Source organism: Shewanella sp. FJAT-51649 (genome assembly GCF_019457435.1).
Taxonomy (GTDB): Bacteria; Pseudomonadota; Gammaproteobacteria; order Enterobacterales; family Shewanellaceae; genus Shewanella; species Shewanella mangrovisoli.
This window is the reverse complement of the sequence record NZ_CP080411.1, coordinates 2,739,611-2,752,959: the sequence shown is the minus strand read 5'-3', so window position 1 is coordinate 2,752,959 and position 13,349 is coordinate 2,739,611. Positions and strand designations below refer to the sequence as shown.

The window sequence follows — 13,349 nt, the reverse complement described above, 5'->3', positions numbered from 1 at the left end:
GTAAAGGGGAAGTGCCTAGCAAACTTGGGAATACTCCCAGCCTTGGGGGGTTAAAATCTGGTAAGGGCGGTATAAGCGCTTGTAGGACATTTTTCGATTGGCATCAATTTGATATCCGAGATACAGAAATTCTTTGTCCTGTAATTTTGCTAAGCGGCACTGGAGTAAAATCAGCAGTGAGCCAAGTGAGCGGCGTTCTTCGTCGGGGTCAAAATAACTGTAAATGGCCGACAAACTATTGGGGAGTGTATCTGTGACAGCAACCGCTAAAAGTCGATTACCATCATAGACTTCGATAAAGGTTGGCGGTAGCCAATGGCAAAATAAGAACTGCTCATACTGCGATTTACTCGGGGGATACATGGGGCCATCGAAGTGGCGCTCACGGATGTATTTTTCATACAGGGCATATTGAGCCTCGGTATGCTCAGAGGTAATACGCCAAGTTAAATCGCGGTTATGGGCTAAGGTGCGTTTTTGCCGTTTAGAAGGCATAAACTCATTAATCGGCAGACGAATCGGCTGACAGGCACTGCAACGTGGGCAGCGCGGTTTATAGATGGCGCTGCCACTGCGGCGAAAACCTATGGCTAGTAGGCGATCAAATAAAATTGGGTCGAGGGTTTCCTCTTGGATCACTAACAGCTGCTCCTGCTGTCCATCCAGATAACTGCAGGGAAAGATTTGGCTGATCCCAATGGCGATGGGCGTGTTACTCGCGTTAGAGTTCAAGTGTGACCTCACTCGGTATCCAAGCCGCAGGATTGACTGGCTTATCCCTAAACTGAGTTAAGAGCTGAATAAAATCAGCGCGTTTCACCGGTTTGGCCCCTAAGCTCTCAAGGTGGGTATTCATCACCTGAGCGTCAATCAGTTTAAAATTCATTGTGATAAGATGCTGTTGCAACACCGCCATGGCCGCCTTTGATGCGTTGGTTTCGCGGTGGAACATGGACTCCCCACAAAAGACTTGGCCGATGGCAATGCCATAAAGGCCGCCAATTAAACGCTCGCCTTGCCAGACTTCGACGGAATGGGCATGGCCATAATGGTGTAACTCGCGATAAGCCATTTGAATTTCATGGGTTATCCAAGTGCCGGCTTGTTTACGCCGAGGTTGAGCACAACCCGCCATGACATCGGTAAAGGCATGGTTGATGGTGAAACGCCAAGGCTGTTTTTTTAAATATTTTCGTAAACTGGTGCTGATATTCACTTGGCCAGGAATAAAAATGGCGCGGGGATCCGGTGACCACCACAAAATGGGATCGTCGGCGTTAAACCAAGGAAAAATACCATGATAATAGGCGGTCAATAAACGTTCAGGGCGAAGGTCACCGCCTATCGCCAATAAACCGTTTGGATCGGTTAGGGCGAGTTCGGGCGAAGGAAAAGCTTCAAATTCGTGATTCAGAAAAGACAGTGAGTTCACAATTGCGTATGATTCAGTAATAGACCCTTATATTAAGTTAGCGGAAATTCGGATATGTGGAAACCTACACTAGCGAGCTTTATGTTTATTTGTGCTTTAGTGATTTCTCCCGTGCAAGCAGGCTACGATCGTAATCAGGCAGTGCCGGTCGAAAAAGTCCTCTATGGCGATATCAACTCGGTACGAAATATCACCGAAACTCAATTGATTGAAGACAGAAACCAAGGTTGGAAAACCTTTGGTGGCGCCTTAGCGGGTGGGGTGATTGGGCATCAATTTGGTGGCGGCTCAGGCCAAGATATCGCGACAGTCTTGGGGGCGTTGATTGGTGCTGGTGTTGGTAATCGCTATGGCAGTGGCACTACGGTGCAATCACTTAAGCTAGTGGAGCTGATGATCACTCAGGAAGATGGCACGCAAGTCATGGTGATCCAAGATTATGATCCCGGCATGGTGTTCAATGCGGGAGATAGGGTACGTGTGGTGTACCTGCAAGGTGGGGTTCGCGTTGATTTAGCCATGTGATAAAGTACAAACTTAAGCGTAACTGCCTATAATCAATACAAAAGTGTAAACGGTGATAGAATGACACGGACAGAATTAACCCAATATTTAGCCGATTTTTTGCGCGTATCGGCCTTTAAAGATTACGCCCCGAATGGGTTACAGGTTGAAGGGAAAGCAGAGATCCGCACCATAGTGACAGGTGTGACGGCATGCCAAGCGTTAATCGATGAAGCGATCCGCCTCAAAGCCGATGCGATTTTGGTTCACCATGGCTTTTTCTGGAAGAGTGAACCTGAGGTGATCACCGGCATGAAGCAGCGCCGGATCAAAGCCTTACTCGCCCATGATATCAACTTGTTCGGCTATCACTTGCCCTTAGATGCTCATCCTATGCTGGGTAACAATGCCACACTTGGCCGTAAACTTGGGATCCTTGATGCCGAAGCGGTTGAAGATGTGGCGCAGGGGCTCGTGTGGCGTGGCAAACTGGATTTACCCGTCAGTGCCAGTGAATTTGCCGCGACCTTAGGTGAAGTGCTTGGCAGAGCGCCACTGCATATTGGTGAAAGTTCGGATGAAATCCAGCACTTAGCTTGGTGTACCGGCGGCGCTCAGGATTATATCGATATTGCCGCAAGCCTTGGGGTCGATGCGTTTATCAGTGGCGAAGTGTCCGAGCGGACGTTCCACAGTGCGGTGGAGCAGGGTATCCACTATTATGCTGCGGGTCACCATGCGACCGAGCGTTTTGGCATTGAGGCGCTGGGGCGTCATCTCGCCCGCGAATTTAATTTAGTGCACCATTTTGTGGATATCGCTAACCCTGTCTAATGGCGTTGCCTTATCGACATCGAGTAAATGAAAGGCGAGCCATGCTCGCCTTTGTCTTATATAAATTAACCCTAATTTTAAATCAGCCTCAGTTTAAATAAGCCTCAGTTTAAATCAGCCCAAGGGTCGACAGAATAAAAATGCCCAAGGTGCAGGTGAGCAGTGAGCAAACAGTGGTAAGGGCGATAATATTGGCGGCTAGGGTGGCATTTCCCCCCATGGCCCGCGCCATCACATAACTTGCCGCTGCCGTGGGCGCGGCGCTCATCAAAAACACTAAGGCCAGTTCCACACCGCGATAGCCAAGCATCAAGGCTCCTAGGGTGATAAATAGTGGAGCAAAGATCAGTTTTAACGCGGTCGAGAACCAAGTGGAATACTTTTCATGTCTGAGCGAGCCAATATCCAGTGAGCCGCCAGTGCACAGCAGTGCTAAGGGGAGCGTCATATTGGCAAAGTATTGTCCGGCATCGAGGACCATTTTCGGTACGGGGATCGCCAGCAGGTAAAACAGCATGCCGAGCATAATGGCAATGATCAGCGGGTTTTTAGTGATGGTTTTAATGATCACCGCAAAGGCGCGGCGGCTCGACTCCTCTCCCCGTGGGCTTAAACAAATCACGGCTTGGATATTGTAGAGCAGCGTCATGGACGCCACGTAAACGGCCGCTAAGGCAACGCCCGATTCACCGTAGGCATTAGAGACATAGGCTAAGCCGATAATGGCGGTATTGGCTCTAAATCCCCCTTGAATGATGACGCCTTGATCTTTCGGCTCGGGGAAAAATCGTTTCGTTGCGTAGGTCGAGAGAATAAAAAACAGTAAGTTGGCTAATAAGCCATAACCGATTAACGGCGCACTGGCGGCAAGATCGTGATGCGAGCTGATGATGCTGAGAAATAACAGTGCGGGCAGGGTGACATTAAAAACCAGCTTAGAGGCGACATCAATAAAGTGCTCATCAATCACTTGGGCGCGTTTAAGCATCACGCCTAAGGCTAACATTAAACAGATGGGACCGGTTATTGAAGCAGAAAACAACAACTGCTCAATGATATTGCCCATAACTTCTCCTCGAAAATTCCATAGTGCGTTGCCGTTGAAACCGTGCGGCTTAACGATTACAAAAGTGATTACAACAGCGATTACAACTCAAGCATAACTACTTAGTGATTGCCGCCTCGCGATTAACGCTTAGCCACAGGCGCGATAGTGTCGCACAGTGAGTCGCTTGTCGAGAGCAGATCAACTTACACTTCCAGAAAAGCGTAACGGGATGTTTTTACCAACAAATAAGGCCGCATTAAATGCGGCCTTATATCAATTTTGCAGTAGCTTGACTCGTGTTTAGCCTCGCTTACTTCACACGCATGCCAGGTTGTGCGCCTTCGTGGGGTTCTAAAATCCACAAATCGCTACCACCTGGGCCTGCTGCCAGTACCATGCCTTCTGACATACCAAAACGCATCTTACGTGGCGCAAGGTTGGCGACCATCACTGTCAACTTACCTTCGAGATCTTCTGGCGAGTAGGCCGATTTAATGCCTGCAAATACCTGACGGGTCTCGCCGCCGATATCCAATTGCAGTTTTAACAGTTTGTCGGCTTCGGCCACATGCTCGGCTTTGACGATACGCGCAATACGCAGATCGATTTTAGCGAAATCTTCAAAGTTGATGGTGTCGCTAATTGGATCGGTCGCCAATGGGCCCTTAGGTGCTTCTGGCTCGCTCGTGGCTTGCAGGTTTTCTTTAGAGTCGGCAACCATAGCGTTAACCTTTTCTAATTCAACACGTTGCATCATGGCTTTGAATGGTGCAATTTCGTGTCCAGCCATATCTTGGTTTAGCGCATCCCAAGTTAAGGTCTGTTGGAAGAAGGCTTCAACATCCAACGCTAAACGTGGCAACACAGGTTTTAAGTAAGTGACCAGAATGCGGAACAGGTTCAGGGCATTCGAGCACACTTGGTGCGCCGTTTCCTGTTGATCGTCTTGCTTCACTAACTGCCAAGGTGCTGCGTCGGCGACAAAACCGTTGGCGATATCGGCTAGCGCCATGATTTCGCGCATCGCTTTACCGTATTCGCGGGTTTCATAGAACTCGGCGATTTGTTCTTGCTTAGCTAAAAACGCATCTGTGAGTGTGGTGTCGGCAATCTTGGCCAACTTGCCATCGAAACGCTTAGTGATAAAACCCGCAGTGCGAGACGCAAGATTCACCAGCTTACCCACTAAGTCGGAGTTTACGCGTTGTACGAAGTCTTCTAAATTCAGGTCGAGATCGTCGATACGGCTACTCAGTTTGGCGGCGTAGTAGTAGCGTAAGTATTCAGGATCTAAGTGGTCTAAATAGGTGCGCGCCTTAATAAAGGTGCCCTTAGATTTAGACATTTTAGCGCCGTTCACTGTCACATAACCGTGGGCGTAGACGCTGTTAGGCTGACGGTAGCCAGAGCCATGGAGCATGGCTGGCCAGAACAGGCTGTGGAAGTAAACGATATCTTTACCGATAAAGTGGTAAACTTCGGCCTTAGAATCCTTTGCCCAAAATTCGTCAAAGCTCAGCTCGGGGCGTTTGTCACAGAGGTTTTTGAATGAGCCCATATAGCCAATAGGCGCATCTAACCATACGTAGAAGTATTTGCCCGGTGCATCTGGGATCTCAAAGCCAAAGTAAGGCGCATCGCGGGTTATATCCCATTGCTGCAGTCCCTGTTCGAACCATTCGTCGAGTTTGTTGGCCATTTCGGTTTGCAGTGCACCCGAGCGAGTCCACTCTTTAAGCATGTCTTCGAAGGCGGGTAAGTCGAAGAAGAAGTGCTCAGTGTCCTTCATCACAGGTGTCGCACCCGATACTGCCGATTTAGGGTTAATCAGCTCAGTTGGGCTGTAAGTTGCGCCACAAGCATCACAGTTGTCGCCGTATTGATCCGGTGACTTACACTTAGGGCAGGTGCCTTTTACGAAGCGGTCTGGCAGGAACATCGACTTTTCAGGGTCAAATAATTGCGAAATACTCTTGCTCTTGATATAGCCATTAGCGCGCAGTTTTAAGTAAATATCGCTCGCCAGCACGCGGTTTTCTTCACTGTGGGTGCTGTGATAATTATCGAAGGCGATACTAAAATCGGCGAAATCCTGCTGATGCTCTTTGTTGACTTGAGCGATCATTTCTTCAGGCGCCATGCCTAATTGCTGGGCCTTGAGCATAATCGGTGTGCCGTGGGCGTCATCGGCACAAATATAGTGGCACTCATGTCCACGAAGCTTTTGATAACGCGACCAGATATCCGTCTGGATGTATTCCAGCATGTGACCTAAATGAATCGGTCCGTTCGCGTAGGGAAGTGCGCTGGTCACGAGAATTTTACGTTGTGAAGTTGCCATCTTGTCTCAAATATCGTGGTGGGCCAAAAATAATGGTAGAGATACTAACCGATTACAGGATGATTTTCATCAAAACCTGAGTCGATTGGGTTAAATCTGCGCTAATGTTTTTGTCATTATCTGGTACACTTGGGCAAATTTATTGGTGGGGGTAATTCTTTTGTCTTCAACTCAAACTGATTATCGTTTAAGTGACGATCTTCTCGGGCCCGTTCTGGCCATTCTCGATGCATATATCGACCCGTATTTAGCGAAGGGGTTAGTGAGCGCAGGATGCGTGAATAAATTGGCGATTGAAGGTAAGCGTTTGCAGCTTGGCTTAGTCTATCCATACCCCTGTATGACCCAATACCGTGATACTGTTATGGCACTCACCAACAAACTCGCGGTGCTGGATGCCATCGACGAAGTTGAGTGCGAAATCGATTTCCAACCAAAAGTATATTCGGCGATTGCCTCTATTGCACCCATTGCCAATGTGAAGCAAGTGATTGCTGTCGCATCAGGCAAAGGCGGTGTAGGTAAATCGACCACGGCGGTTAACCTTGCCTTAGCTCTTGCAGCAGAAGGTGCCCAGGTCGGTATTTTAGATGCCGATATTTATGGTCCTTCCGTCCCATTAATGCTCGGGATCCCCAACTTCAGACCCGTTTCCCTCGATGGTAAACACATGAGCGCCGCCAGTGCCCATGGCATTGCTGCCCAGTCGATTGGTTTTATGTTAAGTGGTGATGAAGCCGCAGTATGGCGTGGTCCTATGGCGGCGGGCGCGCTTGCGCAGCTGCTCAATGAAACCCAGTGGCCTGAACTCGATTATCTGGTGGTCGACATGCCGCCGGGGACGGGTGACATTCAATTAACCCTGTCACAAAAAGTGCCAGTGAGTGGCGCTGTGATTGTGACTACCCCGCAGGACATCGCACTGGCCGATGCCAAGAAAGGCATCACCATGTTCCAGAAGGTGAATATCCCGGTCCTTGGGATTGTTGAGAATATGAGTTTCCATTTATGCCCCGAGTGTGGTCATAAAGAACACCCATTTGGTACGCACGGTGGCAGTAAAATGGCCGAGCGTTATCAAGTTCCACTGCTAGGCGCTTTACCGCTGCACATCAATATCCGTGAAGCCATGGATGTGGGGGCGCCGACGGTTGTTGCCGAGCCTGACAGTGAAGTGGCGGCACTTTATCGGGAAATTGCCCGTAAAGTGGGCGCCGAATTGGCTCTCAAACAGAGTCAAAAAACAGTTTCTATTAGCGTATCAGATGACGAGTAAGGTTTAAGGGTATGAATTCTCAGCAGTGTGTCATTATTGCAATTGCTGGCGCGTCAGCATCGGGCAAGAGTTTAATTGCCAAGACGATTTTTGACGAACTTCGCCGCGATTTAGGCACAGATCAGATTGGGGTAATTAACGAAGACGCGTACTACCGCGATCAGAGTCATTTATCCATGGATGAACGTGTGTTAACCAACTACGACCATCCTAAGGCGTTAGACCATCAGCTGCTATGCACGCACTTGCAGTTGCTCAAGTCTGGCGAAGCTGTTGATATTCCTTGCTATAGCTATACCGAACATACGCGTATGGCCGAAACCGTGAAAATGACACCGAAAAAAGTGATCATTTTAGAAGGCATCCTGCTGTTAACAGACCCTAAATTACGTGAATTGATGGATGCGAGCGTGTTTATGGATACGCCGCTGGACATTTGCTTCCTGCGCCGTTTAACCCGCGACGTGGCCGAGCGTGGCCGTACGATGGAATCGGTGATTTCACAGTACAAGAAGACAGTGCGTCCTATGTTTCTACAATTTATTGAACCTTCAAAACAATACGCTGATATTATCGTGCCTCGCGGCGGTAAAAACCGTATCGCGACCGATATTTTGAAGACTCGTATTCAACATCTACTGGCAAAATAACGACTAAAACTCAGGGAGTAAAAGGCAAGATGCGCTTAACCGATATCGAAATTGAACAGGCCCTTGATAACGGCTCGATTGTGATTGAACCTCGCCCAAGCAACGATGCGATTTCTGGTGTGAGTGTCGATGTGCGATTAGGGGGGCAATTTCGCGTCTTTAAAGATCATACCGCGCCTTTTATCGACCTGAGTGGTCCGAGTACGGAAGTGCAGGCGGCGCTTGATCGGGTAATGAGCGAAATCATCGAAATCCCTGACGGTGAAGCTTTCTTCCTGCATCCCGGTGAATTGGCGCTCGCCGTGACCTATGAGAGCGTGACGCTGCCTGCCGATATCGTCGGTTGGCTCGATGGCCGCTCTTCACTGGCGCGTTTAGGTCTGATGGTGCACGTCACTGCGCACCGGATTGACCCGGGGTGGCAGGGTAAAATCGTGCTCGAGTTTTATAACAGTGGTAAGTTGCCTTTAGCGCTGCGTCCACGGATGACCATTGGCGCATTAAACTTTGAACGTTTAAGCGGCCCAGTGGCGCGTCCTTATAACAAGCGTAAAAACGCGAAATATAAAGATCAGCAAGATGCGGTCGCCAGCCGTATAAGTCAGGACTAATACCCTTGATTTGGGTTAATGGGGTACCACAGGCAAGCATTGCTCCTATGGACAGAGGGCTTGCCTATGGTGATGGCCTATTTGCCACGATGCGGACCGATGCGTATGGCATTTTGTTTTTTGAGCAGCACCAAGCCCGTCTAACAGCGGGCGCTGCGCGGCTAGGGTTCGACTGGCAAATGAGTCAAGCCCTAAGCCAACAACTCGATACTCTCGCCAAGCAATACCCACAGCACTGTATTAAATTGATGCTCACGCGGGGCGTGGGTGGCCGTGGCTATGCGCCGCCGGAGCTGGTTCAAGTTACTGAAGTCGTCTCAGTTCATCCTATTCCTGCCCAATATGCTTTGTGGCAGCAACAGGGCATTCGCCTTGCGACATCAGCGGTCCAATTAGGCCATCAACCTTTATTGGCGGGAATAAAGCACCTTAATCGCCTCGAGCAAGTGTTGATCAAATCCCAGCCCTTACCACAGGGTTTTGATGATTGGTTGGTGCTGGATTGCACTGGGCAGGTGATTGAGTCTTCGATGGCCAATATCTTTTTTGTCAAAGGCAATCAAGTGATTACCCCATCGTTGGCGCACTGCGGCGTCGCGGGTGTGATGCGCGAGCAAGTTATGTTAGCCTTACTTGCACAGCAGATGAATATCGATTGTTTGCCGTTTGGCGCCGAGCGTTTAGTGGAGTTTGACTCGGCATTTATCACTAACAGCGTCTTAGGCGTAGTGGATGTGCTGGCGATTGACTCGCACACTTTTACTCCTTCTCCTTTGACAGCAGATCTTAGACAAACACTTTCACTCTCACTATGAAAAAAATCATTCTGATCGCAAGTTCTACTTTGTTGACCTTGCTGACCTTAGCTTGTTTGGTTGGTTATTGGGGCTATCGAACGATTATTGATTACAGCCAAACCCCCTTAGTGTTAACCGAAGCCAAAGAATTAACCATTGCCCGTGGCACCAGCGTGCACCAATTAGCGCAGCAGTTAGAAACCGATGGTGTTATCCAAGACAAATGGAAACTCAAATGGTTACTGAAATTGCGCCCAGAGCTGGCGAAGATCCGTACCGGTCTCTACGAGATGTCACCTTCGCAGACGATTGCCGACTTACTCAACGATTTAGCGAATGGTAAGGTGAAAACCTTTAGCCTGACCTTAGTCGAAGGCAAAACCATTGCCGAGTGGGAACAACAACTTGCGAGTGCGCCGCACTTACAGTTGTCCCCCGAGGTCTTTAGTGCGGTATTGATGGAGCAGGGCGACGATTCGGCGCTGCCTGAGGGTAAATTCTTCCCCGATACTTACCATTACACCGCCGATAGCGATGCTAAGGCGCTACTCACCCAAAGTTACAAGATGATGGAGCAGGAGCTGGCCAAAGCATGGGCGGAGCGTGTGCCCGGTTTACCACTTAAATCCCCCTACCAGATGCTGATCTTGGCATCGATTGTTGAGAAAGAAACAGGCCAAGCCTTCGAGCGTGATCAAATCGCTGGTGTGTTTATCAATCGACTCAATCTGGGGATGAAGCTGCAAACCGATCCGACGGTCATTTATGGTATGGGCGATAGATTTAAAGGCAATATCACCCGTAAAGATCTCGTCGAAGAGACCCCCTTTAACACCTATCGGATTTTCGGTTTACCGCCAACGCCGATTGCTGCGCCAAGTAAGGCGTCATTGCAGGCGGTGTCTAAACCTGCCAAGGTCAGTTATTTGTATTTTGTGTCGCGCAACGATGGCACCCATGTGTTTTCCACCACCTTGGAAGAGCATAACCGTGCCGTCGATATTTATCAGAGAAAGAAAAAATGACCCAAGCATCCGCCAAATTCATCGTTGTTGAAGGACTGGAAGGCGCAGGCAAATCGAGTGCGATTGCCCTTATTCGCGATTTTATTGAAAAACATACCGGCCTGGCACCCGTGTGCACCCGCGAGCCAGGCGGTACGCCGCTGGCCGAGCGCATTCGTGACTTAGTCAAAATTGCTGACCCAAGCGATCCTCTGTGTGATGAGTCTGAGTGTTTATTGATCTACGCCGCCAGAGCCCAGCTCGTCGCCAATGTGATCAAACCCGCGCTGGCAGAAGGTAAGTGGGTGTTAGGGGATAGACACAATCTTTCATCCTTAGCTTACCAAGGCGGTGGCCGCGGTTTAATGCCTTTAGTCGAAGCCGTGAGTAACGCGACACTCAAAGGCTTTAAACCTGATTTAACCCTCTATCTTGACCTTGATCCTAAGCTTGGATTGCAGCGCGCAGCAAAGCGGGGCGAGCTTGATAGAATCGAGCAACAAGCCATCGACTTTTTTGAGCGGGCGCGCGCAACTTACCTCAAGCTTGCCAGCGAAGATGAGCAGATTGTCGTCATCGATGCCAGCCAAACCATGGCCGAAGTGCATAAAGATATTCTGGCCGTGTTACAGGCGATGGCATGGTAACGCAAAGCGGCTTTGATGTATTAACCCTGCCTTGGCTCGATGTGCCAAGACAGGCGTTTTTAACCCAGTTACAAACCCAAAAAGTCCCCCACGCGCAACTCGTGGGTATCGATTCCGCCTATGGCGGTGAACTTTTGAGTGTGTTTATGGCGCGCGCCGCCATGTGTTCACAACCCACTCCTGCGGGCGGATGCGGTTTTTGTAAGTCCTGCCAGCTATTTGATGCGGGTAATCACCCCGATTTTTATCAAATTGAGGCCGATGGTCATCAAATTAAAGTCGACCAAATCCGTGAGCTGTGTACCCGCCTGAGTGCAACCGCCCAGCAGAGTGGTCGGCGCGTCGCCATCATTCACCACAGCGAGCGCCTAAACTCAGCCTCAGCCAATGCGTTACTCAAGACACTTGAAGAGCCGGGCAAAGACACCTTACTGCTATTACATTCCGATACGCCCGCGCGTTTAATGGCAACGATTAGCAGCCGTTGCCAGCGGCTTCCCTTTGTGGCGCCGTCTAAGATGTTGATCAAAAACTGGTTAATTCAGCACTGTCAGATCCAAGAGGATGTGACTTGGTGTTTGAGTGTGGTCGGCGGCCCATTAAAGTTGGCCGAAAGTTTGCTTACAGATGGAGCACAACCGAGTCGCTATCAAACTTTGTTAGGTTTTCGCAAAGATTGGGCGCAAAGTTTGTCGTCAGGCCATCTGTGTGCTAGTTTGTTAACGATAAGTGAACAACAAATCATTGATGCTCTTAAGGTTTTATACTTACTCCTGAGACAAATTTTACTGAAGTACGGCGACCAAGATGCGTTTGTGCAAGCGCAAATAGGGAACTTGGCGGCGAAAATCATGGGAATGTGTCATAGCTTAAGTGCAATGCCGAGTGTCAATTATTTAGGCTTGTGTCAAAGTTATGTCTTAGAATATAGAGAAATAACAAATAAGTAACATGCCATGGTCGATCTTGTCGTCAATTTTGATACCTTACATCAGCTTTACCGCGCCTATATGCCGTTTATTAAACCGGCAGGGCTGTTTGTCGCCACTGGGGAAACTCATTACCTCGGTGAGACGTTAACCATCGCCTATCGTTTACCCGGCGCGACCACCTCAAACGAGTTTCGTGGCGTGGTTGTGTGGATTAATCCGCTGGGTGCGTCGGGCGGCCGTCCCGTGGGGATTGGGATTAAAATCGTTTCAGATCCCGACAGCCATAAACACCATATCGAAAAATTATTATCCCGTGAGCTTGCTTCGGGCGACTTAACCTGCACTATGTAACTTTTATCGTGGTCAGCTAGGGCCTACACTGAGTATTTAGGGCTGAGTGAAGCCTTAGCGGAATTTGACCTCGATCCCATCGCTGAGTATCCTTGTGCTCCTTTTTTGTTTCTCTGTGTGGAAATTGCTGTGCTTATCGATTCACATTGCCATCTCGATCGCCTGAAAGCGGCGCCCGATCAACAAACCTTAGAACTCATCCTCGCCAACGCTAAGGCGCGCGGTGTCGACTATATGCTCTGTGTCAATGTGCGCCAGCAGGGATTCGAGTCGATGCGTGACAAGGTTGCTGCTTTCGAGCAAGTGTTTTTGTCTTCGGGCGTGCATCCGCTAGATGTGAAAGACGGCCTCGATGTTGAGCAAATTCGCCGCTTTGCGATGGTTCCGAAAGTGGTAGCCATTGGTGAAACCGGCTTAGATTATTTTTATGCCGATGAGACCAAAGCCCTGCAACAACAGTGTTTTGAGCAACAAATTGCCTTAGCGGTTGAAGTCAATAAGCCGCTGATTGTGCATACCCGCGATGCCCGTGAAGACACCATCAATATGCTCAAAGCGGGGCAGGCGGACAAAGTCGGTGGCGTGTTGCATTGCTTTACGGAAAACTGGGAAATGGCCAAGGCGGCGATTGACTTAGGTTTTTATATTTCCGTTTCTGGCATTGTGACCTTTAAAAATGCCGGTGAGTTAAGAACCGTGATCCGTAAAGTGCCGAAAGAGCGTTTATTGGTGGAAACCGATTCGCCTTATCTTGCGCCTATTCCACACCGTGGACAGGAGAATCAACCCGCCTATGTGCGTGATGTGGCCGAGTTTGTGGCAGAGCTGCGCGGAGAGCGTTACGAGGAGCTTGCCGAGTACACCAGTGAGAACTTCTTTAACTTGTTTAAGGATGCGGCCCGTTTAATCGGCCGATAAGAGG

General features: G+C 49.4%; 15 protein-coding genes. 11 read left to right on the top strand and 4 right to left on the bottom strand.

Features of this window, described 5'->3' with window-relative positions; translation table 11 throughout:
• Nucleotides 1-15: 15 nt before the first annotated feature.
• Together K0H59_RS12230 and aat are read right to left on the bottom strand one after the other, a co-directional pair.
• Entirely contained in the window at nucleotides 16-732 is a 717-nt protein-coding gene (locus tag K0H59_RS12230) for an arginyltransferase (protein WP_220053283.1), read from the bottom strand.
• Nucleotides 722-1,432 carry a leucyl/phenylalanyl-tRNA--protein transferase gene (gene aat / locus K0H59_RS12225; protein ID WP_220053282.1) on the bottom strand — a complete coding sequence of 237 codons (711 nt, stop codon included), beginning with the start codon at nucleotides 1,430-1,432 and terminating at the stop codon, nucleotides 722-724. Before aat ends, K0H59_RS12230 begins: the two co-directional genes overlap by 11 nt.
• A 54-nt stretch (nucleotides 1,433-1,486) precedes the next feature.
• Here aat and K0H59_RS12220 point away from each other — a divergent pair, with 54 nt between their 5' ends.
• Both K0H59_RS12220 and K0H59_RS12215 read left to right on the top strand, forming a co-directional pair.
• Nucleotides 1,487-1,957, top strand: a complete 471-nt coding sequence (locus tag K0H59_RS12220; RefSeq protein WP_069455124.1) for a glycine zipper 2TM domain-containing protein — start codon at nucleotides 1,487-1,489, stop codon at nucleotides 1,955-1,957.
• A gap of 60 nt (nucleotides 1,958-2,017) precedes the next feature.
• Nucleotides 2,018-2,770 carry a Nif3-like dinuclear metal center hexameric protein gene (locus tag K0H59_RS12215; protein ID WP_220053281.1) on the top strand — a complete coding sequence of 251 codons (753 nt, stop codon included), beginning with the start codon at nucleotides 2,018-2,020 and terminating at the stop codon, nucleotides 2,768-2,770.
• Between the two features lie 109 nt (nucleotides 2,771-2,879).
• Here K0H59_RS12215 and K0H59_RS12210 read toward each other — a convergent pair whose 3' ends face one another.
• Nucleotides 2,880-3,836 (bottom strand): AEC family transporter, encoded by a 957-nt coding sequence (locus K0H59_RS12210; RefSeq protein ID WP_220053280.1) that lies wholly within the window; start codon nucleotides 3,834-3,836, stop codon nucleotides 2,880-2,882.
• A 292-nt stretch (nucleotides 3,837-4,128) separates the two neighbouring features.
• Entirely contained in the window at nucleotides 4,129-6,159 is a 2,031-nt protein-coding gene (gene metG, locus K0H59_RS12205; protein WP_220053279.1) for a methionine--tRNA ligase, read from the bottom strand.
• Nucleotides 6,160-6,319: 160 nt separating this feature from the next.
• Between metG and apbC the strand changes: the two genes are divergently transcribed.
• The 9 genes from apbC to K0H59_RS12160 all read left to right on the top strand — a co-directional run bounded on the left by apbC (nucleotide 6,320) and on the right by K0H59_RS12160 (nucleotide 13,345).
• Entirely contained in the window at nucleotides 6,320-7,435 is a 1,116-nt protein-coding gene (gene apbC, locus K0H59_RS12200; protein ID WP_037419322.1) for an iron-sulfur cluster carrier protein ApbC, read from the top strand.
• Nucleotides 7,436-7,446: 11 nt separating this feature from the next.
• Nucleotides 7,447-8,085: a uridine kinase gene (gene udk, locus K0H59_RS12195; protein ID WP_011072566.1), complete on the top strand. Its 639-nt coding sequence runs from the start codon at nucleotides 7,447-7,449 to the stop codon at nucleotides 8,083-8,085.
• Nucleotides 8,086-8,114: 29 nt separating this feature from the next.
• Nucleotides 8,115-8,696 (top strand): dCTP deaminase, encoded by a 582-nt coding sequence (gene dcd, locus K0H59_RS12190; protein ID WP_011622434.1) that lies wholly within the window; start codon nucleotides 8,115-8,117, stop codon nucleotides 8,694-8,696.
• A gap of 5 nt (nucleotides 8,697-8,701) precedes the next feature.
• Nucleotides 8,702-9,511: an aminodeoxychorismate lyase gene (pabC, locus tag K0H59_RS12185; protein WP_220053278.1), complete on the top strand. Its 810-nt coding sequence runs from the start codon at nucleotides 8,702-8,704 to the stop codon at nucleotides 9,509-9,511.
• Nucleotides 9,508-10,518, top strand: a complete 1,011-nt coding sequence (gene mltG / locus K0H59_RS12180; RefSeq protein WP_220053277.1) for an endolytic transglycosylase MltG — start codon at nucleotides 9,508-9,510, stop codon at nucleotides 10,516-10,518. Before pabC ends, mltG begins: the two co-directional genes overlap by 4 nt.
• The gene (gene tmk, locus K0H59_RS12175; RefSeq protein ID WP_011622437.1) at nucleotides 10,515-11,144 is read left to right on the top strand and encodes a dTMP kinase; all 630 of its coding nucleotides are present in this window, start codon (nucleotides 10,515-10,517) and stop codon (nucleotides 11,142-11,144) included. The genes mltG and tmk overlap by 4 nt, the downstream gene beginning before the upstream one ends.
• Nucleotides 11,138-12,094, top strand: coding sequence for a DNA polymerase III subunit delta' (holB, locus tag K0H59_RS12170; RefSeq protein WP_220053276.1), 957 nt, complete (start codon nucleotides 11,138-11,140; stop codon nucleotides 12,092-12,094). Before tmk ends, holB begins: the two co-directional genes overlap by 7 nt.
• Before the next feature lie 6 nt (nucleotides 12,095-12,100).
• Nucleotides 12,101-12,427: a PilZ domain-containing protein gene (locus K0H59_RS12165; protein ID WP_011622439.1), complete on the top strand. Its 327-nt coding sequence runs from the start codon at nucleotides 12,101-12,103 to the stop codon at nucleotides 12,425-12,427.
• A 129-nt stretch (nucleotides 12,428-12,556) separates the two neighbouring features.
• Nucleotides 12,557-13,345 carry a TatD family hydrolase gene (locus K0H59_RS12160; protein ID WP_088211611.1) on the top strand — a complete coding sequence of 263 codons (789 nt, stop codon included), beginning with the start codon at nucleotides 12,557-12,559 and terminating at the stop codon, nucleotides 13,343-13,345.
• Nucleotides 13,346-13,349: the final 4 nt, after the last annotated feature.

Coding starts and splice junctions, on each gene's coding strand:
- K0H59_RS12220 (WP_069455124.1), top strand. CDS start 1,487: ATGTGGAAACCTACACTAGCGAGCTTTATGTTTATTTGTGCTTTAGTG.
- K0H59_RS12215 (WP_220053281.1), top strand. CDS start 2,018: ATGACACGGACAGAATTAACCCAATATTTAGCCGATTTTTTGCGCGTA.
- K0H59_RS12210 (WP_220053280.1), bottom strand. CDS start 3,836: ATGGGCAATATCATTGAGCAGTTGTTGTTTTCTGCTTCAATAACCGGT.
- metG (WP_220053279.1), bottom strand. CDS start 6,159: ATGGCAACTTCACAACGTAAAATTCTCGTGACCAGCGCACTTCCCTAC.
- udk (WP_011072566.1), top strand. CDS start 7,447: ATGAATTCTCAGCAGTGTGTCATTATTGCAATTGCTGGCGCGTCAGCA.
- dcd (WP_011622434.1), top strand. CDS start 8,115: ATGCGCTTAACCGATATCGAAATTGAACAGGCCCTTGATAACGGCTCG.
- mltG (WP_220053277.1), top strand. CDS start 9,508: ATGAAAAAAATCATTCTGATCGCAAGTTCTACTTTGTTGACCTTGCTG.
- tmk (WP_011622437.1), top strand. CDS start 10,515: ATGACCCAAGCATCCGCCAAATTCATCGTTGTTGAAGGACTGGAAGGC.
- holB (WP_220053276.1), top strand. CDS start 11,138: ATGGTAACGCAAAGCGGCTTTGATGTATTAACCCTGCCTTGGCTCGAT.
- K0H59_RS12165 (WP_011622439.1), top strand. CDS start 12,101: ATGGTCGATCTTGTCGTCAATTTTGATACCTTACATCAGCTTTACCGC.